Below are 25,152 nucleotides of genomic sequence, written 5' to 3' on the forward strand. Positions count from 1 at the left end.
AGTTGGTGAAGATGTTGAAATCGTTGGTATCAAACCAACAGCAAAAACAACTTGTACTGGTGTTGAAATGTTCCGTAAATTACTAGACGAAGGTCGTGCTGGTGAAAACGTAGGTGTATTACTTCGTGGTACTAAACGTGAAGAAATCGAACGTGGTCAAGTATTAGCAAAACCAGGTTCAATCACCCCACATACTGATTTCGAATCAGAAGTGTATATCTTAAGTAAAGATGAAGGTGGTCGTCACACTCCATTCTTCAAAGGTTACCGTCCACAGTTCTACTTCCGTACAACTGACGTGACTGGTACAATCGAATTACCGGAAGGCGTAGAAATGGTAATGCCAGGCGATAACATCAAAATGTCAGTATCATTAATTCACCCAATCGCGATGGCAGAAGGTTTACGTTTTGCGATTCGTGAAGGTGGTCGTACTGTTGGTGCGGGTGTTGTTGCTAAGGTTATTAAATAATTTATATTTAATAACTTTTGAAAGGGTATCATGTGATGCCCTTTCTTGTCTGGTCTGTTTAGCAAAATGTTTTTACCAAAAAGAACATTTTGGAAAATAGATATTATTATAAATAACATACTAATAGGTTTTATATGCTGGTAAGTAACGAGAGTCAAGATAAAAACAGGAATCTAGATAAATTCAAGTGGATTTTAATTCTAGTATTGCTTGCGTTTATTGTCTGGGGAAATTTTTATTTTGCTAGACCTAATGATATATATCAACCTAATACGATTGTCCGTATTATTGCGGTTAGTGTGATTTCACTGTTGACTTTATTTATTGCAGTTACAACTAACAAGGGTAAGTCATTCCTTGTATTTTTGCAAGAATCAAGAAAAGAGTTAAGAAAAGTGGTATGGCCTTCTCGTAAAGATGCTACACAGACAACTTTGCTCGTTGTAGCTGTTACAGTAGTCGTTGGTTTAGCCCTTTGGGGAATGGATAATTTATTCCGTTGGGTTGTCTTAATTTTAACATCAATAGGTCGTTAATATGAGTGAAGTACAACAAAAACGCTGGTATGTTATTCAAGCCTATTCTGGCTATGAAGCACGTGTTGCACAATCATTACGTGAATACATCAAATTACATAATATGGACGATTCTTTTGGTGAAGTGCTTGTGCCTACCGAAGAAGTTGTTGAGATGAAAAGTGGTCAACGACGTAAAAGTGAACGTAAATTTTTTCCGGGTTATGTTTTAGTTGAGATGTTGATGAATGATGCAACTTGGCACTTAGTTAAAAGCGTACCAAGAACCATGGGATTTATTGGCGGTACTTCTGACAGACCTGCGCCAATAAGCCAACGTGAAGTTGATGCTATCATGAATCGTTTACAACAAGTTGGCGATAAACCTCGTCCTAAAACGTTGTTTGAGCCAGGCGAATTGGTACGCGTTAATGATGGTCCATTTGCAGACTTTAATGGTGTAGTTGAAGAAGTTGATTATGAAAAAAGTCGCCTGAAAGTTTCAGTTTCAATCTTTGGACGTTCAACACCTGTTGAGCTTGATTTTAGTCAAGTCGAAAAAAGTTAATTTTAATTGAATAAGTTTAGTTCAATTAAGAATAAAAAATCACAGCAAAAAAACTGTGATTTTTTTTTGCACAGAATAAACAGTTGAAATACGTTTAACTACCTGACATTTATCAGTATTGAATTAAGGCTCATGCTCTTAATATTTTGTGCACTTCTTTTTTATACCTAATAAGTGAAAGTTAGTTTAATTGAAAATCTTCAAGTTGTTGTTGTAAATCTAACCAGTTCATTTCAGTGTCTTCTTGTTCACTTTTAATTTTGCTTTGTTTTAACAGCAATTCGGTCAACGCTGTTTTTTTATCGTTTTCATAAATAGCTGGATCTGCTAGTAGCTGTTCAATATTTTGTAATTGCTCAGTTAATAGCTCAAGTTTTTGCTCCATTTTTTGTAACTCTTTTTTAATGGGTTGCATTTGTGCTCTTAATTCTGCTTCACGGCGTTTTTGTTCTTTGCGATCTGTCGCCGAAACATTTTGAATGCTATCATTTTTACTGGCTACGTTAACGGTTTCCGGTTTATTTTCTTTTTTTTGTTCTTCAGTAAGCCATTTTTGGTAATCATCAAGATCGCCATCAAATGGTTCGACTTTGTGATCATGCACTAAATAAAATTCATCCGTTGTTGAGCGTAATAAATGGCGATCATGCGATACAACGACTAAAGCACCTTCAAAGCCTATAAGTGCTTCAGTTAATGCCTGACGCATATCTAAATCCAAATGGTTAGTGGGTTCATCAAGTAATAATAGATTCGGTTTTTGCCACACAATTAGCGCTAAAACCAATCGAGCTTTTTCACCGCCCGAAAATGTTTTAACTGGTTCATTCACTTTATCACCATGAAAATCAAATCCACCCAGATAGTTACGCAATTCCTGTTCTGTTATTTTTGGATCAGCAAGCTGAGTTAAATGCCAAAGTGGTGATTCATCGGCACGTAAATATTCCAATTGATGTTGAGCAAAATAGCCTAATTGAACACCTTTAGCGAGATTAATATGCCCCTCTTTAGGTTGAAGTTCGCCCGCTAATAATTTTATTAAGGTTGATTTACCAGCACCATTACGACCCAGTAAGCCTATGCGTGAACCCGGAACAAGATTTAATTTAATTTTTTCAAGCACGATTTTATCATCGTAGCCTGCCACAACTTTGTCCATCATCAGTAATGGACTTGGCAAAAATTCAGAAGGTTTAAAATTAAAATGAAAAGGATTGTCTACATGTGCAGGGGCAATGAGTTCCATTTTTTCTAGCATTTTTATTCTACTTTGAGCTTGTTTGGCTTTGGTTGCTTTGGCTCTAAAGCGGTCTATGTAACTTTGTAAATGTGCGACTTTTTGTTGTTGGCTTTCATAAAGAGATTGTTGCTGCGCTAATTTAGTTGCACGTTGAACTTCAAATGATGAATAGTTACCGGTATATTCAAACAAACTTTTTTGTTCAATATGAATAATTTTATTGACTAATGGATCTAAAAAATCACGATCATGTGAGATTAAAATTAATGTACCTTGATAATTACTCAGCCATTTTTCTAGCCAAATAACCGCATCTAAGTCAAGGTGATTGGTTGGTTCATCAAGTAGTAGTAGATCTGAACGACACATGAGTGCTTGAGCTAGATTTAAACGCATACGCCAACCACCTGAATAGGATTTAACTGGTAATTGTAGTTGCTCGTTAGAAAATCCTAAACCATGTAATAATGTGGCGGCTCTTGCTCGTATCGTCCATGCATCAATGTTATCCAGTTTTTCATGAATATTAGCAATTTGCTCACCATTATTGTGTTGGTTGGCGATAGCTAGCTTTTGTTCTAGCTGTCGATATTCACGATCACCATCAATAGCATATTCAATAGCGGGTATATCCAACGCTGGTGTTTCTTGGTTAACCCAAGCTAATTGCCATTGTGATGGAAAACTTAAGCTGCCTGCATCCGTTTGAATTTCGCCTTTTATTAATGAGAAGAGGGTTGACTTTCCGCAACCATTTTTCCCAACTAACCCTACTTTTTGTTTAGGATTAATGGTAGCAGAGGCATTATCTAAAAGTAGATTAATGCCTAAGCGAACTTGAATGGAATCAAATACTATCATGATTTTGCTGTTTAATATGTAAAATAAATTGGGTTATGCTAACAAATATTGAAAGTTATGCAAAATGAAAAAGTTTAATGGGCAAAGTGAAAGTTTCATTATTTTAAAATTTAACTTGTGGCAATAATTGGTTGAGCGTGCTATTGAATATTTCCAGATAGGGAAAAGGTTATTATTTAATCTAGTCAGAAAAGTAGGATAATAATTTATATATAGTGAGGGTTTAAATTTTATCAAGCCCTCTATTTTAAGCAATAAAGGGCTTAATTATAAATATAAATTATTACTGTTTTTTAATTGCGGATAATGCTCGCCGAATAATATATAAGCAAATACCCACAAAGACAGCTAAACCTAAATATTGTGGTAAGAAGCCTAAATCAGCCTCGATTGCTAATGGAGCTTCACCTTTACCTTGCGTGATACTAATAACAATAACGATCGCTAATAAGACACCAACTAAGCTTTCACCAACTATTAATCCCGAAGAAATTAATGCCGCTTTACGATCCACTTTTTTAAATTGTTCTTCAGGATTTAAATTGTATTTTTGAGCTTTAGCGTAAGCATTACGTTTAATTATCCATGATAGCAATGTACCGACAAAAATTGGGGCAGTAATCGTTGGTGGTAAATAGATACCTAAACCGACAGCTAGTGCGGGTAAGCGAAATTTACATTTTGCTTTCGCCAAAAGAAGATCAATGATAATAATCACGGTTCCAACGACTAATCCAATTAGAATCATTGTCCAATCAAGTTTATGTGAAAAGATTCCTTTGGCAATGGTTGTCATCAGTGTTGCTTGAGGTGCAGCTAAAACTTGTGATTGATCCATATCTGGTCGTGGTAATGCGCCCGTGAAACCATATGCGTTATAAAGAATTTCTAAAATAGGTGCGATAACAATGGCACCAACAACACAGCCTATTAGTAATGCAACTTGTTGTTTCCAAGGTGTGGCATTAACCAAGTAACCTGTTTTAAGATCTTGCAAGTTATCATTTGAGATACAAGCAACGGCTAATACTGCGCTGGTTGTGAATAGCGCTAAGGCTGTCGCAAAGTTTGTGCCTTCAGCCGTGGAAAGTATATTATTTGCTTCGCCTAATCCAAGTAAGATAAGTGATATCACGATAGCGGCAACAATTGCAATACCTGAAATAGGGCTAGCTGACGATCCGACTAATCCTGCCATATATCCGCAAGCAGCTGCAACAAGAAAGCCCATAATAAAAGCAAATAAAACAGCACAAATAACCAGTATCCATGCAACGCCCGTCGATAACCCACTATCTGAAATAAATGAGTAAAACGTAGCAACTAAAATAATAACCATACCTGCCATAATCAAAAAGATTGATTTAGGTGATAGATCACGTTCTGTCGGTGCAATATCATTTACAGATACATCTGAACGTAACGTTTTGAATGATGTTTTTAAACCTTCAATAACTGGTTTGATTAAGGTTAATAATGTCCAAATTGCCGCAATAGCAATCGTTCCTGCGCCAATAAAACGGATATCTTTAGCCCAAAGTCCCATTGCAATATTTGCCAGTGGTTGCGTTGTATCATAATCTGTCATTGCACTTAAAATTGGAATTCCAAATCCCCAGGCAATAATGGTTCCTATTAAAACGGCAATCCCAGATACAATTCCAATCAAGTAACCTGCACTAAGAAGTGCTAATGAGAACCCCATAGGTAATTGAAAAATCGATTTTCCACCGGTAAACCAGTATGAAGCGCTTTCAGATAAAACCCGAAAACCATTGGTCAATAAACTGACAGTAGAAGCGATAACGCCTCCCACTAAAATATCTTTCAATCCTTCGTTGGCAGAGTCATCATTACTGTCTGTTTTCGAGCCTGCTTTTAAAATCTCAGCGGCAGCAACACCTTCAGGGTAAGGTAATGTACTTTTGACTACCATCACATGTCGCAATGGAATTGAGAATAGTACCCCAAGCATTCCCCCTGCGGCACAAATGGCAAAAGTTAACCAAAATGGAAAATCTTGCCAGTAACCAATCATCAATAATCCAGGTAGAACGAAAATAATAGATGATAGCGTTCCGGCAGCAGAAGCTTGAGTTTGCACCATGTTATTTTCTAATATGGTTGATCCTGAAAACAGTTTTAAGATTGCCATTGAGATGACAGCTGCAGGAATAGCCGATGAAAAGGTTAATCCGACTTTTAAACCTAGATACACATTTGATGCAGTAAATATAATTGTAATAAGAGCACCAAGAATTGTGCCTCGAAGTGTAAGTTCTCGTAAATTATTCATATATTATCGTAAAGTTAATTCAATATGCGGTTATTATATACTTAATTCATCTTGATGGGCTAGAAGTTATGTTAACTCATTTGATTTGATTTTTTTTCTGCGTATTTTAGATGAAAATATGATCAATTGTTTATGCTGAGCATGAACCAACTTTTGAAAATAAAAATAATTTAAAATTGTGTTACACTGATCCGAATAATTTCATATTATTTATGGTGAGATAAATTGTGGAACAGCTCAAACGTTTATTAGCGATTACTAAACAATTGCGCGACCCCATTGAGGGTTGTGAATGGGATCGCGTGCAGACTTTTGATTCATTAAAATCTTATACACTAGAAGAAACTTATGAAGTTCTTGATGCGATAGATAAACAGGATATGAATGAACTCAAAAAAGAATTGGGCGATTTATTGTTTCAAATTGTTTTTTACGCCGATCTTGCCAGTGAACAAGGTCAGTTTGATTTTGAGGATATCTGTCAAGCTGTTGCTGATAAATTAGTTAGTCGTCATCCGCATATTTTTGATGATAAGACAACTGAAAAACCGAATTGGGAACAATTAAAACAAAAAGAGCGTGACGAGCGCGCACAATACTCATTGTTAGATGATATACCTAACGCCATTCCTGCTTTAATGAAAGCCGAAAAAATCCAAAAACGTTGTGCATCGGTTGGGTTTGATTGGCAGGAGTTAACACCAGTTTTAGATAAAGTTAAGGAAGAGCTCGACGAAGTAGAACATGAGCTAAATAAAACGGTACAAGATCAATCAAAAATCGAGGAAGAACTAGGGGATCTGTTTTTTGCGACCGTCAATTTAGCCAGACATCTAAAAGTTAAATCGGAGCTCTGTTTACAACGGGCAAATCATAAATTTGAACGTCGATTTAAACAAGTTGAAGCAATACTGAAACAAAATAATCGTCGTTTATCGGATGCAACACTTGAAGAAATGGAAGCCGCATGGCAACTTGTTAAACAATTGGAAATATCAACTAGCGAAGTAAATAAATATGACTGAAAAAAATGAATTATATCAAGAAATCGAAGCATGGGCACAAAATGCCATTTTACATAGTCCAACGTGGAGTATTAACCAGCTCGATTATTCCGAAAAAAGTATTTCTGTTGTTGAAATGATTATTGGTGAATTAGCTGAGAAAAATTTTAGTATTCCTGAAGAACAGCTTAATATGATTGCTCAAGAGTATGGATGTTACTTATTACTGACAGCCCAAAAATTATACGGCGGTGAGTTTTATTGGAATGAAGAACTTGAACAACCGATGTTAATTAGTTGTGAACCACAAGCGGCTATCGTGTTATTAACTTGGAATAAAGTCAAAGGGCGCCTTTTAGGGGATGAAGCAGATCATCTTGCCTTTTTCTTAGAAGGGTTTGCTGAGGCGACTAAAAATCCTGAAAATGGTTCTCAGGTTGTCTATTTATAGCCAGATAATCCAATAATTAAAGGGTATTAGCTGATACAAATTCATAGTATCAGCTAATGGTAATTTAATGCCAATTATCAAAGTGAATATGCATTGGCGATTTCTACCCGATAAATGACGATATTTAGGTTGTAATCAATAAACGTTATGGTTTAGACAGATCAATAAATATTGAGTAGTAAACCCTACTCCCACTCTGTAGGAAATGGGCATAAGGTTAACTTAGTCAATCGCTTTATACTTCTAAATAATCTAAAATCCCATCTGCCGCTTTGCGACCTTCGCTAATAGCAGTCACCACTAAATCCGATCCTCTTACTGCATCACCACCAGCAAAGATTTTTGGATGGCTGGTTTGGTAGCCTTTAATTTCTGGGGCAACAATACGACCTTGAGTATCAAAATTGACACCATGTTCTGCTAACCAAGGCATGGAATGAGGTCTAAAACCAAATGCCATAATAACAGCATCGGCAGGAAGTATGAATTCAGATCCTTCGATAATCACTGGCGAACGGCGACCATTTGCATCGGGTTGACCGAGTTCTGTTCTAACCATTTTGACACCAGTAACTTGACCTGTATTGTTAATTTCAATACTGAGGGGTTGCACATTAAATTGGAATTGTGCACCTTCTTCTTTCGCATTTTTTACTTCTCGTTTAGAGCCGGGCATATTGGCTTCATCTCGACGATAAGCACAGGTGACTTCAATTGCACCTTGACGAATTGACGTCCGTACACAGTCCATTGCAGTATCACCACCGCCTAAAACCACAACACGCTTATTTTTCATGTCAATGTAAGGCGTATCATCGCTTTGATTATGCTTCATAATATGTTTGGTATTGGCAATTAAAAATGGAAGGGCATCATAAACACCATCCGCATCTTCATTCATTAGACCGGCTCGCATTGATTGATAAGTACCGGTTCCAACAAAAATAGCATCAAATTCATTGAGCAAGTCCGTTAATTGTACCGTTTTCCCCACTTCGGTATTCAGCCGAAATTCAATACCCATGTCGGTAAAGATACGTCGACGATTAATCAACACTTCTTTATCTAATTTAAAGGCAGGAATACCAAAGGTTAATAGTCCACCTATTTCAGGATGACGGTCAAAAACAACGGGCGTCACACCATTACGGACTAACACATCAGCACATGCAAGTCCTGCTGGCCCTGCACCAATGATTGCAACTTTTAACCCTGTTTTTTCAACATTAGACAAGTTAGGCTTCCAACCCAGTTTAAAGGCTTCATCGGTAATATAACGTTCAATGTTACCAATAGTTACTGCACCGAACTCAGCATTTAAAGTACATGAGCCTTCACAAAGCCGATCTTGAGGGCAAACCCGACCACACACTTCTGGTAGACTGTTTGTTTGATGAGAAAGCTCAACCGCTTCTAAAATTTTGCCTTCATTCACCAGTTTTAGCCAATTAGGTATATAGTTATGAACAGGACAACGCCATTCACAATAAGGATTCCCACACGCTAAGCAGCGATCGGCTTGGGCTTGTGATTGTGAAGCCGAGAATCCCTCATAAATTTCAACAAACTCTATTTTTCGAATATTCAACGATTTTTTAGGTGGATCAACACGTTGTAAATCGATGAACTGATAAACATTTTGACTCATTTCCGTGCTCTCCTTATTGTGCTTGAACATGAAGTTCTGCTGATGATCGGCTTCGATGACCGAGCAGCGCTTTTACATCACTGGATTTAGGTTTAACTAATACAAATTGTTTAGCGAAATCTTCCCAGTTAGCTAAAATTTCTTCAGCACGTGAAGAGTGGGTTAGTTGAGCATGTTCCATGATTAAGCCTCGTAGATGCTCTTCATGAATCGAATAATCAGCAACGTTTAACATTTCAACAAGTTCTTGGTTAATCCGTTTATGGAAATCACCATCGGCATCTAAAATATAAGCAAATCCACCAGTCATGCCAGCACCAAAGTTAACACCAGTTTTACCTAAGACACAGACAATGCCACCTGTCATATATTCACAGCCGTTATCGCCGATACCTTCAACCACGCTAATTGCACCAGAGTTACGTACGGCAAAACGTTCACCAGCACGTCCTGCTGCAAACAATTTACCGCCTGTTGCACCATATAGACAGGTGTTACCGGCAATGGTTGCTTCATGACTTAAAAATGCCGAGCCTTGAGGTGGTCGAATGACGATGCGACCCCCAGCCATGCCTTTACCAACGTAGTCATTGGCATCACCTGTTAGGGTTAAATTTACGCCACCAGCATTCCAAACACCAAAGCTTTGCCCGGCAGTACCGGTGAAATTGAGTGAAATTGGATCGGCAACTAAACCTTGATCGCCATATTTTTTGGCAATATAACCTGATAAGCTAGTTCCCACCGAACGATCAGTATTTTGAATATCAAAGTAGAAACTTTTACTTTGACGATTATCCACAAATTGTTGTGCTTGAGTAATAATTTCTTTATTCAATACACCTTTATCAAACGGTTTATTATCTTCAATACAGTAGACGGGTTTGCCTTCTACTGGTGTCGCAGTTTCAAGTAATCCTGATAAATCCAGTTTTTGTTGTTTAGCCGTAATACCATCAAGCTCTAACAGTAAATCGGTACGTCCAATTAAATCAACAATTCGACTTACGCCAAGTTCTGCCATGACTTCCCTTGTGTTACGTGCAATAAAACGGAAATAGTTCATCGCTTTTTCAGGTAAACCATGGTAATGGTCACTACGTAATTTTTCATCTTGTGTCGCAACACCTGTGGCACAGTTATTTAAATGGCAAATACGTAGATATTTACAACCTAAAGCCACCATTGGCCCCGTACCAAAGCCGAAACTTTCAGCACCTAAAATTGCCGCTTTTACAATGTCTGTACCGGTTTTTAACCCACCGTCAACCTGTAAACGAATTTTGTGACGTAAACCATTAGCAACCAATGATTGTTGTGTTTCAACTAAACCCAGTTCCCATGGTGAGCCAGCATATTTGACTGACGTTAATGGGCTAGCACCGGTACCACCATCATATCCCGAAATCGTGATCAAATCGGCATAAGCTTTTGCGACCCCAGTTGCAATAGTTCCTACACCAGGTTCGGACACTAATTTCACCGAAATCATTGCTTGAGGGTTAATCTGTTTTAGATCAAAGATCAACTGTGCCAAATCTTCGATTGAATAAATATCGTGATGCGGTGGTGGCGAGATTAATGTCACTCCGGGTACGGAAAAACGTAATTTAGCTATGTAAGGGGTTACTTTGTCACCTGGTAATTGACCGCCTTCACCCGGTTTTGCACCTTGCGCTACTTTGATCTGAATCACATCAGCACTCATTAAATAACCCGGCGTTACACCAAATCGACCTGATGCGACTTGTTTTATGCGTGACACTTTTATACTGTTATACCGAGCAGGATCTTCACCTCCTTCACCTGAATTAGAATAGCCACCTAATGTGTTCATTGCTTCAGCAAGCGATTCATGAGCTTCAGGACTTAATGCACCAATTGACATCGCCGCCGAATCAAAACGTTTGAATAGTGACTCTTCAGGTTCAACCTGATCTAACGAAATTGCTGTATTTTCAGGGGGATTAAGTTTTAATAAATCCCGTAATGTCGCTGGCGGGCGATTATTAACGATATCGGTATAAAGCTTATAATCTTCGTAACGCCCATTGTTAACCGCTTTTTGTAACGATTGAACTACATCGGGATTATAAGCGTGATATTCGCCGCCATGGACAAATTTGAGTAAACCACCTTGGTCTAATGGTTTACGGCGTAACCATGCTTTTTTCGATAAATTGAACTGATCTTGAGCAAAATCATCAAAATTTGCACCACTAATACGGCTAGTCACACCTTGGAAACAGAGTTCTACCACATCTTTATGCAGACCAACCGCTTCAAAAAGTTTTGAGCAGCGGTACGAGGCGACAGTGGATATCCCCATTTTAGACATGATTTTGTACAAGCCTTTATTAATACCATTGCGGTAGTTGATAATGGCTTCACGGTAAGACTTATTTATCGTGCCATTGTCGACCATTTGGGCTAGGGTTTCGTAAGCTAAATAAGGATAGATAGCCGTTGCACCAAAACCAAGCAGCACGGCAAATTGGTGTGGATCGCGACAGCTTGCGGTTTCAACAATAATATTGGCATCACAGCGTAAGTTTTTTTCAACTAGACGTTGCTGTACTGCACCTACAGCCATTGGGGCAGGAATCGGTAATCGATCGGCTGCGATATTTTTATCAGATAAAATGATTAATACGGTACCATTACGTACTTTGGCTTCGGCATCACCGCATAATTGTTCAATGGCGTCACGCAAGCTACCATCGATTTCGTAAGTAATATCTAGTGTTTCTGATTGATAGTAACGTGATTCCAATGCAGTTAATTGTTGGAAATCAGAGTAAACCAAAACAGGGTATTTAAACGCGACTCGATGTGCTTGACCTTCGGCTTCAGCAAAGACATTCATCTCGCGACCAATGCTAGTTGATAGCGACATGACGTGAGCTTCACGTAATGGATCAATAGGCGGATTGGTTACCTGCGCAAATTTTTGACGAAAATAATCATAGATTAATCGAGGTTTACTTGATAAGACAGCAAATGGCGTATCATCGCCCATTGAACCTGTTGCTTCTTGCCCATTTTCACCTAAGACACGAATACATTGATCAATTTCTTCTGCACTATAACCAAACTGTTTTTGGTAAGTAGCTAGTAAAGTGTCATCGTAATCACGTGAGCCAATGTTTTCATCAGGTAGACTTTCAAAAGGGATAAGCTGTTTAACATTTTTTGCCATCCATTCTTTATAAGGATGACGTTTTTGTAAGTCATTGTCCGTTTCAGAAGATTGTAAGATACGACCTTCTTCGGTATCGATAACTAATAACTCACCCGGCCCAACTCGTCCTTTGCTGACGACTTCATCAGGTTGATAATCCCAAATACCAATTTCAGAAGCACAGGTAATGAGTTTATCGGTGGTAATAACATAACGAGCAGGACGTAAGCCATTTCGATCTAAATTACATGCGGCATAGCGACCGTCTGACATAACAATACCTGCTGGGCCATCCCACGGTTCCATATGCATCGAATTAAAGTCAAAGAAGGCACGAAGATCTTCATTCATATCGGGATTATTTTGCCATGCCGGTGGTACTAATAAGCGCATCGCCCTGACAATATCCATCCCACCGACAAGGAACAGTTCTAACATGTTATCCAGTGAACTGGAATCAGACCCTGTGACATTCACAAACGGAGCTGCATTTTGTAAATCAGGAATCAGTGGTGTTTTAAATTTATAGGAACGGGCTTTTGCCCATTGACGATTGCCTTCAATGGTATTGATTTCACCATTATGCGCTAAATGTCTAAACGGTTGAGCAAGTGGCCAACGTGGAACGGTATTGGTTGAAAAACGTTGATGGAATAAACAAATCGCCGTTTCCATTCGAATATCGGCTAAATCTAAATAGAATCGAGGCAAATCTTTAGGCATACATAAGCCTTTGTAGATATTAACCTGATTCGAAAAGCTACAAACATAAAAGGTGTCGTCTTGTACGCGTTTTTCAATGCGACGGCGAACCATATATAAACGGCGTTCTAAATCAATTTTCGTCCATCCTGCTGGCGCATTGACAAAGACTTGTTCAATTTTAGGCAGTGAAGATAATGCAATTTCACCTAAAACACTTTTATCAATAGGCACTTCTCGCCAACCTAATATTGATAGCGTTTCGTCAGCTAATTCCTCTTCTACAATCTGACGGCTTGCTTGTGCTTCTTGCTCATCTTGGCTAAGAAACAGCATGCCTACCGCATAATTAGTTGCTAAACGCCAACCTGCGTCTTGCGCTACTAATCTAAAAAATCGATCTGGTTTTTGTAATAAAAGTCCACAGCCATCGCCGGTTTTACCGTCAGATAAGATTGCGCCTCGATGCTGCATTCTTGCTAATCCGTGAATAGCGGTGCGCACCACTTTATGACTTGGTTGCCCTTCAATATGAGCAATCAGACCAAATCCGCAGTTATCTTTTTCATGATGCTGGTTATATAACATATCATTGCCTCTAATTCATCGCTTTATAATTTGTGAAGGTATAGGCATTAATCCCATATTGGCTAAGAAATTAAAGAAAAATGCTATTTTGGTCAAATAAATATTACTTATAAGTCAATCTTTTAATAAGTTGTACTGGAGTTATTAATGAAGCTAATAATTAATTTTATTTCATTGATTATTAAACTATTTATTCTTTATTAATGCGTCATTTTTAAAATAAATTGTATAATAATCATAAATTCTTTTTCTTATTTGTAAAAAACTTTCATTTTTAGTGTATGTTTAAATCTATAAACTCATAGAGAATGTCACATCCAGAACTGATGCTGTTATAATTTATCAACGCTTATTTTTAACTATTAATTATGCAAACTAATATTACAATTGTTGGAGCAGGGGCTGCGGGTCTATTTTGTGCTGGATTATTAGGGCAAAAAGGGCATCGTGTGACCGTTATTGATAACGGAAAAAAACCGGGACGAAAGATCTTAATGTCGGGTGGCGGAAAATGTAATTTTACTAATCTTGATGTGGATGCGCACCATTACATTTCTGAAAATCGTCATTTTTGTAAATCAGCCTTGAAACGATTTAACCAATGGGATTTTATCCAATTAGTTAATCAATATAATATTGCTTATCATGAAAAAGATCATGGTCAGTTGTTTTGTGATAATTCAGCCAAAGATATTGTCGATATGCTGCTTAGCGAGTGTCAAAAAGGAAAAGTTAACCTAATGATGCAAACGCAATTAGATGACGTCGAAGCGGTTGAAGATGGATTTAAATTGCAGACTTCGCAAGGTATGCTGAGTTGTCAAAACCTGATTATTGCTACAGGCGGGTTATCGATGCCAGCACTCGGTATGACTTCAATAGGTTATAAAGTGGCAGAAAAATTTTCCATTCCAATTGTACCGGTCAAAGCTGGGCTGGTGCCTTTTACCTTACATAAACCCTTATTAGATGTGTTATCGCAACTATCCGGTATTTCTATTCCGGTTGAAGTGACTTATGAGCAAATGCATTTTAAAGAAAATTTATTATTTACTCATCGAGGGCTTTCAGGCCCCGCCATTTTACAGATATCCAACTATTGGCGAGTGGGTGAACCCATTACGATCAACTTATTACCAGATATGACATTTGAATCATCATTTAAACCGTTATTAGAAAAAAATCGTAACCAGACTTTGAAAAATTGTTTAGCACAAATTTTACCTAAAAGAGTAGTAGAAGCATTGATACAACTGGATATGATTACAGATATCACTGTGAAACAACTCAATTTGCATCAACAACAGCGTCTTTTTGACACATTAACCAAGTGGCATATTGTACCAAACGGAACCGAAGGGTATCGAACGGCTGAAGTCACATTAGGCGGGGTGAGTACCGATGCATTATCATCAAAAACAATGGCGACCAAGTCACAGCCGAATCTTTATTTTATTGGCGAAGTGGTTGATGTAACGGGTTGGTTAGGTGGTTATAATTTTCAGTGGGCTTGGAGCAGTGCCTTTGCATGTGCGAAGGCATTGGATGAAAAAACTGTTAGCCATCAATGTTAATGATTCATTACACCCATTTGAATATGGTACTTTTTGACCTTATATTGTAATGTAGTACGCGAAACATTTAATAATTTAGCGGCATTGATAATTTTTCCGTTAGCTTGATTTAACGCATCGATAATCAATTGTCGCTCATAGTTTTCCACTTGGGTTGTTAAATCCCTAAATCGAGAAAAATTTGTGGCAGAATCATCGATTTTTGTCATGACATCTGCTTGCTGATGAGGGCTTTCAATTTCAAATAGCTCTTCATCAAGAACGATATGTTGTAATTCTCCGGGTTCATTTTGTAAAACCATACTTCGGACAATTGCATTTTCAAGCATACGTACATTGCCTGGCCATGGTGCTGACATCAATTGTTTCAAAGCATGCTTACTTATACCACTGATGGTTATTTTTATCTCATCTTGGTGTTTATCAATAAAATAGCGAGCTAAAACAGGAATATCTTCTGTCCGTTCACGTAGTGCAGGAAGTTTTATTAATCCCACATTTAATCGATAAAACAGATCACTGCGCATTTTACCGTTTTTTAAAAGATCAGTTGGTGATTCGTTCATGGCGGCCACAATGCGAACATCAGAATGCAGTTCTTTATTGCCACCTAGTCGCCAGTAGGTTTTTTCTTGTAGAAATCGCAATAACTTGCTTTGCATTTCAAGTGGCATGGCGTTTAGTTCATCAAGAAATAGTGTGCCACCGTTAGCCAGTTCTAGATAACCTTGGCGATTTTCAGCTCCCGTAAAGGCGCCTTTAACAGTACCAAATAGTGTACTTTCAATTAGCGTAGTAGGCAGTGCACTACAATTGAGTGATATAAAGGCTTTATCTCGGCGGTCGCTAGTTTGATGAATTAAATGGGCGAAGAGTTCTTTACCGGTACCTGTCTCACCAACAATGAGTACCGGCACATCATTAGCGCCTAAAATATTCGTTTGATCAATGACCGATTGCATTTTTTGAGATACAAATACGATTTCGGGAAGTGATTGTTCTTTACTGTGATATAAACGGCTGTTGAGTTTAAAAACTTGATCTTGTAATTGTCTTACATTAGATAAATTTCGACCGATTTCGATTGCGCCAATGATCTGTTTGTTATGATTGTAAAGTGGAACCGTGGTATGCAAATAATCGACAACTTTACCAACATGATTATAATAGCATTGATAATTATCCAGATATTCCTTACCTTCTAGCAAGGCTTTTAACATAGTACTATCTTCTTTTTGTAAATTAGGATAAACTTTAAGCAATGGTTTTCCTATAGCTTTATCTTGAGGATAGCCATCGAGTTCTGCACTTTCCTGATTGTAGTAAATATATTTACCTTCTTTATCAATAATGGCCATTGGCTGATGTATTAGATCAAAAAAATGTTTAAATATTTCCAATGATTGTAATAATTCAGGATCAACTGTCATGATATTAGTACCTTATAAAATTTGGATTATTGCTTAATAGCATACTTTTATTTAAATACCTTTCGACTATCACTAAAAAATGACAAATTTTTGTCATAAAGACATGTTTTTAACTTAATGACAAAAATTGTTGCTAGATTGTTTAGTTTAACTTATTGATTATTTGTATTATTAAGTTGGCATGCTGATTGCATTACAAGAGAAAAGCCATTTTACTTATTTTCTTATGTACTTTTTGAGTACTCATTAACTGGAGGTCATATGTCCGACAAAATTATGTCAAATTATAACAAATTACGTCACGATCTTATAACTAAAGATCGTCGTTTTAGTGCTGAAAACGGTAAATTATGTTTTGATGGCGTTAATTTAGAAGAGTTAGCAAGAAAATATCCAACGCCTTTTTATGTGTTTTCTGAAAAAGAAATTGATCGTAATGTTCAAGAAATTAAACAAGCATTCAAAGCGCATCCAAAAACAAAAATTTTCTATGCTTCTAAAACTTGTTCTGTTATGGGCGTACTCAAAGCCATTAAAGATGCGGGTATTTACGCTGAAGCAAACTCAATGTTTGAAGTACGTAAATGTTTAGAGATTGGTTTTCCGGGTAGCCAAATCGTGTTTAATGGTGTGGTAAAAAAACCAGTTGATCTTGAATATGCCATTAAAAATGATCTGTATATTATTAACGTCGATAGTTTATATGAACTTGATATTATCGATGAAATATCAAAAAAATTGAAAAAAGTGGCGAATGTGTGTGTACGTGTTGAACCGAATGTACCATCAGCAACACACGCTGAATTAGTTACTGCTTATCATGCTAAGTCAGGTATCGATTTAGAACAAGCAGAAGAGACTTGTCGCCGTATTCTTGAAATGCCTTATGTCCATTTACGTGGACTACATATGCACGTTGGGGATCAGGTACCGGAAGCTGAACCTTTTGCGAAAGCAACCAAAGTACTTGTTGATGAATCTCGCCGTTTAGAAGAGGTGTTAGGAATCAAGTTTGATTTAATTAATGTAGGGGGTGGTATTCCTGTTCCTTATAAATACGATGACGAAAACGGTAACCCATTACAAGACAATATGTATGCCGGTATTACTGCCCAAGATTTTGCTGATGCAGTCATTCGTGAAGTACATAAATGGCGTACCGATGTTGAAATCTGTATTGAACCTGGTCGAAAAGTTACCGGTTCAGCTGGGGTGCTATTAACAGAAGTTGCCTGTGAAAAACGTAAAACGAATTATGATTTAGACGGTAACATTGAAGAACATGTTGAATGGAAATTTGTTGATGCAGGTTATAGCGTGTTATCTGATAGTCAACATTTCGATTGGTTCTTCTATGTTTATAATGCATCTCGAATTAATGAATCACATGATGAATATATTAAATTAGCCGGTCCTTTGTGTGATGGTGGTGACTACTATCATGTTGGTGTTAAAGGTGAAGAGTTCTTATTACCTAAAGATACCGACATTGGCGATATTATTGCTTTCCTTGATGCTGGAGCTTATACCATTGAAAGTCAGACAGTCTATAACAATCGCCCTCGTACGTCGGTTGTGATGATAGACAAAAAAGGCAAAGATCGCTTGATTCGCCGTGAGGACACTTACGAAGATATGGTTGGATACGACATCTATTAATCATGATCTATCTGGGGCACACGTTGCCCCAGATATTACAATGTGAGGTTATTATGAGTGATTCTAAAGATTCAAGTTTGCTCGGTATCAAAGACATTGTATTTATGAATGTCATTGCGATACTGAGTTTACGACAAATTCCTAACGTTGCTCCTTATGGCGCATCAGCAATGGTGCTTTGGCTCATTGCGGCATTTTGTTTGTTTTTTCCATTAGCCATGGTGTGTGGTGAACTTTCAACAGGTTGGCCAAAAGATGGCGGGATATTTGTTTGGGTTAAAGAGGCATTTGGTAAGCGTATCGCTTGGATTGTAGTGGTTTGTTTTTTATTTTCCTGTGTACTCTTCTTCCCATTGATGTTGCAATTTGGTTTTACGGCTATTGGTTATATGTTTAGTCCCGAATTAGCCCAAAATGAAGTATTTATTGGGGTGGGATCCATGGTGGTCTTCTGGATTTTAACATTGATGAATATTCGGGGATTAAAATGGACTAAGATTATTAATAGCGTGAGTGCTTGGCTTGGTGTATTTATTCCCGCAGCGATTATTGTCTTACTCGCGATTGTTTGGTTATTGACTGGTCATCCAATGGCAACCGATTATACGCATTTAAGTGATTGGATTCCTGATTTAGGCAGTTGGGATACGATTGTGTTTTTATCCAGTATGATGTTTGCGTTTGCTGGGCTTGAAGTGGCGCCAATGATTGCCGGGCGTACACGTGATCCACAACGTGATTTTCCAAAAGCGATGGCTGTGTCAGCAATTGTTATTGTTGGTATTTATATGATTGGCTCTTGGGCTATCAATACATTATTACCAGCCGAAGATACTGATATTGTTGCTGGCGTTATGCAAGCGATGCAATCTGCTGCCAATGTATTACATATGCCTTGGTTGTTACCTGTTATGGCAATATGTTTATTCTTTGGTGCTTTAGGACAAATTAACTCATGGTTAGTTGGGCCAATCTATATGCTACAAGAAGCCTCTAAAGAGGATAATTTGTTGGGTGAGCGTGTAGGTCGTTTACATCCGGTTTATCAAACACCGACATTTGCACTGGTTGTTCAAGCAATCATCGTAACTGTACTTTGCTTCTCAACATTTGTATCACCAAGTATTGCTGCAGCTTATTGGATGTTGACGGCGTTGACAACAATTTGCTATTTCATTCCTTACTTAGTGATGTTTATCGCTTACTATCGATTACGAGTGACTCAACCTGATGTACCACGTAGCTTTAAAATTCCGGGTAAAGTGTTACCAGTGGTATTACCCGCTTTAGGGTTCTTATCTACACTATTTGCTGTGATTTTAGTCTTTATACCACCAGCTCAAATCGATATGGGTGGATACGTTGAGTATATTGCTAAGATAGTTGGTGGCGCTGTACTTGCGATTGTATTAGCAGAATGGATATATCATCGTGCTCAAAAACGCAATCGTTTGCTCGAACAGTAAGGTATAGAGGAGTAAAGCATGTACAAACCCATATTGGAAATTGATTTACGCAAATTAAAAGAAAATGCCCGTGTTGAGAAAGACATTTTAGCTAAACACGGCATTGAAGTCATGGCTGTCAATAAAGTATTTGATGGCTGCGTCGAAACAGCGAAAGCTGTATTAGATGGTGGTATTGATGTTATTGCTGAATCAAGAACTTACAATTTAAAAAAACTCAAAGAGGCTTTAAATTGTAAAACGTGTTTATTACGTAGTCCTTGTTTAAGTGAAATCAGCGACGTTGTGAAATATGCGGATATTAGCTTAAATAGTGAAAAGCAAGTCATAACGGCTTTATCTGATGAAGCCGTTAAACAGCGAAAGATTCACCAAGTGTTGCTCATGGTGGATATGGGGGATTTACGAGAAGGTATCTGGTTTGAGCATCTTGATGAGATTATTGATACCGTCAATCTCATTCTTTCGTTACCGGGTGTTGAGCTTTATGGGCTTGGCACCAACTTTAACTGCTATGGAACCGTTTTGCCTACGGTTAAAAATGGTGTTGATTTTTTACACATAGCACGCAAAGTAGAGGAAACTTGTGGTATTAAAATCAAATACTTATCTGCCGGTAATTGTACCAGTTACCATTTGTTAGATAAAGGTGTTTGGCCTAAAGGATTGAATCACATCAGAATAGGTGGTTTACATGAGTTTGGTATTGAATATGTCGATATGAAATATCTGGATGAATTTCATCATTCCAATAAACCTGTCGATAAAGCATGTAGCGATATCTATAAGCTATACGCACAAATTATTGAACTTAATAGTAAGCCAACCGTGCCTGTAGGGGAGCTTGGAGTCGATGCCTTTTTAAATAGTAAAACCTTTGTCGATCATGGTACTCGTAAACGTGCACTACTTGCTTTTGGTCGTCAAGATGTGCCGGCTGAAAACTGTGTACCTATCGATGATAGTATTACGGTTTTGGGGCAAACCAGTGATCATACCATCGTTGATATTGAAGATGTGTTAGAAACACTGAAAGTAGGTGATATGATTGGTTTTGAACTCGATTACACAGCCTTACTTATGGCATGTCAAACGAATGGTGTAGAAAAACGGTTTATTTATTAATTCGTGTTAGCTGCTGGTTTCCAGCAGCTTTTTTACCTTACTAGGCGGTTTACATGGCAACATCTGAATATCAAGGAAGTTCCTATCCGAGTACCACTAGTTTAAAAAAGAATTTAAAAAATCGGCATCTGTTGATGATCTCTTTGGGTGGTTCGATTGGTACCGGATTATTTATTGGTATTGCAGCACCACTTAGCACAGTTGGTCCGCTAGGGACGATTATCGCTTATTTGATGGCTGGTTGTATTATGCTCTCCACCATGCTCTGTTTAGGTGAGCTTTCATGCGCATTTCCGCATGCCGGTTCTTTCCAGCACTATGCGTTAATGTTTATACCTAATCCCATTTGGAGCTATACTATAGGTTGGTTATATTGGTTAAGTTGGGTGCTGTCGATGGCGGCTGATTTAACGGCGGCATCAATTATTGCTCACCAATTTATCACTTCTATTCCTATTTATCTGTTTAGTCTAATTATTTTAATTGTTTTAACCTTTGTACATCTCACATCGGTACGAGCTTACGGCGAAAGTGAATACTGGTTTTCAACAATAAAAGTTCTGGCAATTATTGCTTTTATTGGGACAGGTATTTACTTGCTATATCATCAATATGCTGACACCCATGTGCTACCAACATTGAAAACAGAAAACGGATGGTTTCCTAACGGTTTTTCAGCGATTTTTGTCTGTATGACGATTGTCACTTACTCTTTTCAAGGCGTTGAATTGATAGGAAGTGCAGCAGGGGAAGCCCAATCACCGCAAACCGTTTTACCTAAAATAATTACAGGTGTCGCTTTTAGAATCATCCTATTTTATGTTTTAGCAATTGCAGTTTTGGCACTCGTTTATCCCTATGGTAATGCACAAGAAGAGATAAGCCCTTTTGTTTGGGTATTTACGCAAGCAGGCATCAATTTTGCATCTTATGTCATGTTATTTGTGATTTTTTGCGCCGCTATATCGGCAGCTAATTCTGCAATTTATGCCAGTTCTAGAATGTTATGGTCAATGTCTCAGGATAATTTAGCACCAAAATATTTTGCAGAGGTGAATAGGCGGGGAGCGCCAACCAAAGGAATATTGTTTATATCCATTATTGCGCTGGTATCATTATTTTCAAAGTATATTGCTGCGGAAAAACTTTATCTTTATTTGGTTGCAGCGACAGGGCAGGTTGGATGTTTTGCTTGGATTATTATCGCTTGGTGTCAATTTCAGTTTCGTCAAGGGGTCAATAAGGGGAAATATCCGCAAGAGACCATTAAATTTAAATCACCATTTTATCCATGGCTTGCGATCATTTCGATGGTGATTAATACGATTATCATTATTGGAGTTTGGTTTGGTGAATCCGGTTATTTTATTTTTATATCGGAATTGGTATTAATTATGATTATTATCAGTTCGTATTTTTTCTTCAAAAAAAGAAAATTAATTATGCCCCATGCAAATGACTAAACTATTTGGTTAAATAAGATTGGTGTAATCACTCACTACCGTAAACGTAGTAGTGATTACCGAGAAGATAACATCTGACCTTTGTCATTATCTAATATATTCAATGATCTGACTAATTAAGATTTAAAATTCCGGCGACGCCAGTAAATACGACTTGGGCAGCAATTGCTGAAATCAATAATCCAGTTAATTTTGATAAAATTGCAATTCCGGTATTTTTTAAAACTTTAGCGATGGTTTTAGAGCATAATAACATGACATAAATACCACTTGATGCAATGAATAGTGATAACGCACCAATTAAATTTTGAATTAAACCATCTGAACTTGTTCCTAATACGATAATTGTACCAATTGATGCAGGCCCCATACAAAGAGGGATAGCCAAAGGAACAACACTAATATCATCATCGCTATTAATTTTATTTTTGTCAGGCGAATCGTTCATTAATGCCACTGCCGTTACAAAGAGTAATGCACCCGATCCAATTCGAAATGCATCGAGAGTAAAGCCAAAAATACTAAACATCGCATTACCGAAAAAGAATAGCACAATGCCAATAATAAACACGGCACAAGACGTTTTACGTGCGGTTTTTCGACGTGCTTGTTCATCATACAGTTTTGTACCACTCAAAAATGCACTTAATACAGCAGGTGGTGTCATTAATGCAAATAATTTTATTGTTGTGGCAAGAATCTCAACAAGATAGTTAGCCATAGTATTACCTTTTATTCGACCAAGATATTGCTTGAATTGTGTCAACGATAGCTGGTGGGAAAAAAATATTGGTTACACATAAAAACGGTCACCTTAATGGTGACCATATTTTATTTAATCTATTTTAATCGTTTTTTATTGTTAATCAATAAAAACTAGTTTAGGCGCTCTTTAATACGAGCCGCTTTACCACGAAGTTCGCGTAAGTAGTAAAGTTTAGCTTGACGTACTTGACCACGACGTTTCACAGTAATTGAATCAACAATCGGTGAATGAGTTTGGAATACTCGTTCAACACCTTCGCCATTCGAAATTTTACGTACTGTAAATGCAGAATGTAAACCACGATTGCGAATTGCAATAACCACACCTTCATATGCTTGAAGACGTTTTTTGTTACCTTCAACAACCCATACTTTTACTTCAACCGTATCACCCGGGCGAAAAGACGGGATGTCTTTTTTCATTTGTTCTTGTTCTAATTGCTGAATAATTGCATTTTTCATAATATTATCTCTTACTAGTTATACTGAAATCTTAATGGCTATGTTTATCCTGATATTCACGTTGAAACTCAGCGAGTAAACATTGCTCTTCATCAGTCAGAGCTAGATTTTCAAGAAGATCTTCTCTTCTTAACCAAGTTCGTCCAAGGGATTGTTTTAATCGCCAACGACGAATCGCTTCATGGTGACCAGACATTAACACGTCAGGCACCGCCATTCCATCTAACACCTCAGGTCTGGTATAGTGAGGACAATCAAGTAAACCGTTAGCAAAAGAGTCTTCTTCTGCTGATGATTCATGATTTAACACGCCGGGAATAAATCTTGCCAGTGCATCAATCATCGTCATTGCCGGTAATTCACCACCACTCAATACGTAATCTCCAATTGACCATTCTTCGTCAATCTCGGTTTGGATCACGCGTTCATCAATACCTTCGTAACGTCCACAAATCAAAATTAATTTTTGATTTTGTGACAATTCGCAAACGCCTTGTTGGTTCAATTTGCGCCCTTGTGGGGAAAGATAGATTACTTTTGTATTGTCACCTGCTACAGCTTTCGCTGCATGAATTGCATCCCTAAGGGGTTGTACCATCATTAACATACCCGGCCCACCACCATAAGGTCTGTCATCGACAGTCTTATGCTTATCATGCGCAAAGTCGCGCGGATTCCAATAATTTACTGTTAACAGCCCATTTTTTACAGCTCGACCAGTTACGCCATAACAGGTAATGGCTTGAAACATTTCGGGAAAAAGGCTAATTACGCCAATCCACATAGTGTTACCTTACCAATTAAAAAGCAGGATCCCAATCGACCACAATCATTTTTGTTGTTAAATCAACTTGTTTAATAAATTGTTCTTCAACAAAAGGGATTAAACGTTCTGTTGCTCCAAATGCATCTTTTAGATTTGCTTTTACCACCAATACATCATTAGAGCCGGTCTCCATTAAATCAGTGACCTGACCTAAATCGTAACCGTTGACTGTTTTTACTCGGCACCCAATCAGATCTTTCCAATAAAAATCACCATGATTCAGTTCAGGCAAATTTTCAGCATCGACAAACACTTCAATGTTGGTTAATGCATTGGCTTGATCACGATCGTCAACACCTTTGAGTTTCACAATCATATCTTGATTATGGGGTTTAAAGCTTTCTACGATTACCTCTTGCCATTTTCCAGCTCGCTGGATATACCAAGGTGTGTAATCAAAAATACTATCTGGAAATTCTGTAAACGAAAAAATTCTGAGCCATCCACGAATGCCGTAGCTTGAACCAAGTTTACCAACAACAATGAAATTCTCAGTATTCATTTTACAGTGACTATCTATTACTTAATTAAGCAGCTTTTTGTGCTTGTTTGATCAATGAATTAACACGATCAGAAACAGTTGCACCTAAACCAACCCAATGATTTACGCGATCAAGATCTAAACGTAATTCTTCTGCTTTACCTTGTGCAATTGGATTAAAGAAACCAATGCGTTCGATAAAACGACCATCACGTGGGTTACGGCTATCAGTGACAACTACTTGATAAAAAGGGCGCTTTTTAGAGCCACCACGAGCTAAACGAATAGTTACCATAACATCCTCTTAAATTAAAAAATAATCTTTTTCCTGCCCAACATGGACAGAATCAAAGCCCCAGAATTATACTCCTT

The 25,152-nt window shown here is 37.7% G+C and carries 20 protein-coding genes; 10 read left to right on the forward strand and 10 right to left on the reverse strand.

Annotated elements, in window-relative coordinates; all coding sequences use genetic code 11:
- The 3 genes from ACKJXD_RS08970 to nusG form a co-directional block, all read left to right on the forward strand.
- On the forward strand, window positions 1-472 hold a 472-nt coding region (locus ACKJXD_RS08970), incomplete at its 5' end, for an EF-Tu/IF-2/RF-3 family GTPase (protein WP_430876104.1).
- Window positions 473-606: 134 nt separating this feature from the next.
- A complete protein-coding gene (gene secE / locus ACKJXD_RS08975; protein WP_220215885.1) occupies window positions 607-1,008 on the forward strand; it encodes a preprotein translocase subunit SecE in 402 nt (133 codons plus the stop codon).
- Between the two features lies 1 nt (window position 1,009).
- On the forward strand, window positions 1,010-1,555 hold the full coding sequence (nusG, locus tag ACKJXD_RS08980; protein WP_220215884.1) for a transcription termination/antitermination protein NusG: 546 nt from the start codon (window positions 1,010-1,012) through the stop codon (window positions 1,553-1,555).
- A gap of 181 nt (window positions 1,556-1,736) precedes the next feature.
- Here the strand turns inward: nusG and ACKJXD_RS08985 are convergent, their stop codons facing one another.
- Window positions 1,737-3,659 carry an ABC transporter ATP-binding protein gene (locus ACKJXD_RS08985; RefSeq protein WP_430876105.1) on the reverse strand — a complete coding sequence of 641 codons (1,923 nt, stop codon included), beginning with the start codon at window positions 3,657-3,659 and terminating at the stop codon, window positions 1,737-1,739.
- A 283-nt stretch (window positions 3,660-3,942) separates the two neighbouring features.
- Window positions 3,943-5,955: an OPT family oligopeptide transporter gene (locus ACKJXD_RS08990; protein ID WP_430876106.1), complete on the reverse strand. Its 2,013-nt coding sequence runs from the start codon at window positions 5,953-5,955 to the stop codon at window positions 3,943-3,945.
- A 227-nt stretch (window positions 5,956-6,182) separates the two neighbouring features.
- Between ACKJXD_RS08990 and mazG the strand changes: the two genes are divergently transcribed.
- Both mazG and ACKJXD_RS09000 read left to right on the forward strand, forming a co-directional pair.
- Window positions 6,183-6,980, forward strand: a complete 798-nt coding sequence (mazG, locus tag ACKJXD_RS08995) for a nucleoside triphosphate pyrophosphohydrolase (protein WP_430876107.1) — start codon at window positions 6,183-6,185, stop codon at window positions 6,978-6,980.
- The gene (locus ACKJXD_RS09000) at window positions 6,973-7,410 is read left to right on the forward strand and encodes a hypothetical protein (protein WP_065559718.1); all 438 of its coding nucleotides are present in this window, start codon (window positions 6,973-6,975) and stop codon (window positions 7,408-7,410) included. The genes mazG and ACKJXD_RS09000 overlap by 8 nt, the downstream gene beginning before the upstream one ends.
- Before the next feature lie 235 nt (window positions 7,411-7,645).
- Here ACKJXD_RS09000 and ACKJXD_RS09005 read toward each other — a convergent pair whose 3' ends face one another.
- Together ACKJXD_RS09005 and gltB are read right to left on the reverse strand one after the other, a co-directional pair.
- Window positions 7,646-9,058, reverse strand: a complete 1,413-nt coding sequence (locus ACKJXD_RS09005) for an FAD-dependent oxidoreductase (protein WP_430876108.1) — start codon at window positions 9,056-9,058, stop codon at window positions 7,646-7,648.
- Window positions 9,059-9,071: 13 nt separating this feature from the next.
- Window positions 9,072-13,529, reverse strand: a complete 4,458-nt coding sequence (gene gltB, locus ACKJXD_RS09010; protein WP_430876109.1) for a glutamate synthase large subunit — start codon at window positions 13,527-13,529, stop codon at window positions 9,072-9,074.
- A gap of 368 nt (window positions 13,530-13,897) precedes the next feature.
- On the opposite strand from gltB, the gene ACKJXD_RS09015 reads away from it, so the two are divergent.
- Window positions 13,898-15,103, forward strand: a complete 1,206-nt coding sequence (locus ACKJXD_RS09015; protein WP_430876110.1) for an NAD(P)/FAD-dependent oxidoreductase — start codon at window positions 13,898-13,900, stop codon at window positions 15,101-15,103.
- Here the strand turns inward: ACKJXD_RS09015 and ACKJXD_RS09020 are convergent.
- The gene (locus ACKJXD_RS09020; RefSeq protein ID WP_430876137.1) at window positions 15,100-16,536 is read right to left on the reverse strand and encodes a sigma-54 interaction domain-containing protein; all 1,437 of its coding nucleotides are present in this window, start codon (window positions 16,534-16,536) and stop codon (window positions 15,100-15,102) included. The genes ACKJXD_RS09015 and ACKJXD_RS09020 overlap by 4 nt on opposite strands.
- 258 nt (window positions 16,537-16,794) lie before the next feature.
- Here ACKJXD_RS09020 and lysA point away from each other — a divergent pair, with 258 nt between their 5' ends.
- Genes lysA through ACKJXD_RS09040 form a run of 4 tightly spaced genes read left to right on the forward strand, consistent with a single transcriptional unit; the run spans window position 16,795 to window position 22,246 of the window.
- Complete coding sequence (gene lysA / locus ACKJXD_RS09025) at window positions 16,795-18,192, forward strand: diaminopimelate decarboxylase (RefSeq protein ID WP_065559713.1); 1,398 nt, start codon at window positions 16,795-16,797, stop codon at window positions 18,190-18,192.
- A gap of 53 nt (window positions 18,193-18,245) precedes the next feature.
- Window positions 18,246-19,658, forward strand: a complete 1,413-nt coding sequence (locus ACKJXD_RS09030; protein ID WP_065559712.1) for an APC family permease — start codon at window positions 18,246-18,248, stop codon at window positions 19,656-19,658.
- A gap of 18 nt (window positions 19,659-19,676) precedes the next feature.
- The gene (locus ACKJXD_RS09035; protein WP_220215875.1) at window positions 19,677-20,783 is read left to right on the forward strand and encodes an alanine/ornithine racemase family PLP-dependent enzyme; all 1,107 of its coding nucleotides are present in this window, start codon (window positions 19,677-19,679) and stop codon (window positions 20,781-20,783) included.
- 53 nt (window positions 20,784-20,836) lie between these two features.
- Window positions 20,837-22,246, forward strand: a complete 1,410-nt coding sequence (locus ACKJXD_RS09040) for an amino acid permease (RefSeq protein WP_430876111.1) — start codon at window positions 20,837-20,839, stop codon at window positions 22,244-22,246.
- A gap of 112 nt (window positions 22,247-22,358) precedes the next feature.
- On the opposite strand, the gene ACKJXD_RS09045 is transcribed toward ACKJXD_RS09040, so the two are convergent.
- The 5 genes from ACKJXD_RS09045 to rpsP form a co-directional block, all read right to left on the reverse strand.
- The gene (locus tag ACKJXD_RS09045; RefSeq protein ID WP_220215873.1) at window positions 22,359-22,967 is read right to left on the reverse strand and encodes a MarC family protein; all 609 of its coding nucleotides are present in this window, start codon (window positions 22,965-22,967) and stop codon (window positions 22,359-22,361) included.
- A gap of 155 nt (window positions 22,968-23,122) precedes the next feature.
- Window positions 23,123-23,473, reverse strand: a complete 351-nt coding sequence (gene rplS, locus ACKJXD_RS09050; protein WP_034900792.1) for a 50S ribosomal protein L19 — start codon at window positions 23,471-23,473, stop codon at window positions 23,123-23,125.
- Window positions 23,474-23,504: 31 nt separating this feature from the next.
- Entirely contained in the window at window positions 23,505-24,257 is a 753-nt protein-coding gene (trmD, locus tag ACKJXD_RS09055) for a tRNA (guanosine(37)-N1)-methyltransferase TrmD (protein ID WP_220215872.1), read from the reverse strand.
- Between the two features lie 16 nt (window positions 24,258-24,273).
- Complete coding sequence (gene rimM, locus ACKJXD_RS09060) at window positions 24,274-24,801, reverse strand: ribosome maturation factor RimM (RefSeq protein WP_220215871.1); 528 nt, start codon at window positions 24,799-24,801, stop codon at window positions 24,274-24,276.
- A gap of 25 nt (window positions 24,802-24,826) precedes the next feature.
- Window positions 24,827-25,075 carry a 30S ribosomal protein S16 gene (rpsP, locus tag ACKJXD_RS09065; protein WP_065559705.1) on the reverse strand — a complete coding sequence of 83 codons (249 nt, stop codon included), beginning with the start codon at window positions 25,073-25,075 and terminating at the stop codon, window positions 24,827-24,829.
- Window positions 25,076-25,152: the final 77 nt, after the last annotated feature.

It is taken from the genome of Gilliamella sp. G0441 (genome assembly GCF_050589305.1).
GTDB lineage: Bacteria > Pseudomonadota > Gammaproteobacteria > Enterobacterales > Orbaceae > Gilliamella.

Bases quoted from the DNA above. Each gene is read 5' to 3' on its own strand.
- secE (WP_220215885.1), top strand. From the start codon at position 607: ATGCTGGTAAGTAACGAGAGTCAAGATAAAAACAGGAATCTAGATAAA.
- nusG (WP_220215884.1), top strand. From the start codon at position 1,010: ATGAGTGAAGTACAACAAAAACGCTGGTATGTTATTCAAGCCTATTCT.
- ACKJXD_RS08985 (WP_430876105.1), bottom strand. From the start codon at position 3,659: ATGATAGTATTTGATTCCATTCAAGTTCGCTTAGGCATTAATCTACTT.
- ACKJXD_RS08990 (WP_430876106.1), bottom strand. From the start codon at position 5,955: ATGAATAATTTACGAGAACTTACACTTCGAGGCACAATTCTTGGTGCT.
- ACKJXD_RS09000 (WP_065559718.1), top strand. From the start codon at position 6,973: ATGACTGAAAAAAATGAATTATATCAAGAAATCGAAGCATGGGCACAA.
- ACKJXD_RS09005 (WP_430876108.1), bottom strand. From the start codon at position 9,058: ATGAGTCAAAATGTTTATCAGTTCATCGATTTACAACGTGTTGATCCA.
- gltB (WP_430876109.1), bottom strand. From the start codon at position 13,529: ATGTTATATAACCAGCATCATGAAAAAGATAACTGCGGATTTGGTCTG.
- ACKJXD_RS09015 (WP_430876110.1), top strand. From the start codon at position 13,898: ATGCAAACTAATATTACAATTGTTGGAGCAGGGGCTGCGGGTCTATTT.
- lysA (WP_065559713.1), top strand. From the start codon at position 16,795: ATGTCCGACAAAATTATGTCAAATTATAACAAATTACGTCACGATCTT.
- ACKJXD_RS09030 (WP_065559712.1), top strand. From the start codon at position 18,246: ATGAGTGATTCTAAAGATTCAAGTTTGCTCGGTATCAAAGACATTGTA.
- ACKJXD_RS09035 (WP_220215875.1), top strand. From the start codon at position 19,677: ATGTACAAACCCATATTGGAAATTGATTTACGCAAATTAAAAGAAAAT.
- ACKJXD_RS09040 (WP_430876111.1), top strand. From the start codon at position 20,837: ATGGCAACATCTGAATATCAAGGAAGTTCCTATCCGAGTACCACTAGT.
- ACKJXD_RS09045 (WP_220215873.1), bottom strand. From the start codon at position 22,967: ATGGCTAACTATCTTGTTGAGATTCTTGCCACAACAATAAAATTATTT.
- rplS (WP_034900792.1), bottom strand. From the start codon at position 23,473: ATGAAAAATGCAATTATTCAGCAATTAGAACAAGAACAAATGAAAAAA.
- trmD (WP_220215872.1), bottom strand. From the start codon at position 24,257: ATGTGGATTGGCGTAATTAGCCTTTTTCCCGAAATGTTTCAAGCCATT.
- rimM (WP_220215871.1), bottom strand. From the start codon at position 24,801: ATGAATACTGAGAATTTCATTGTTGTTGGTAAACTTGGTTCAAGCTAC.
- rpsP (WP_065559705.1), bottom strand. From the start codon at position 25,075: ATGGTAACTATTCGTTTAGCTCGTGGTGGCTCTAAAAAGCGCCCTTTT.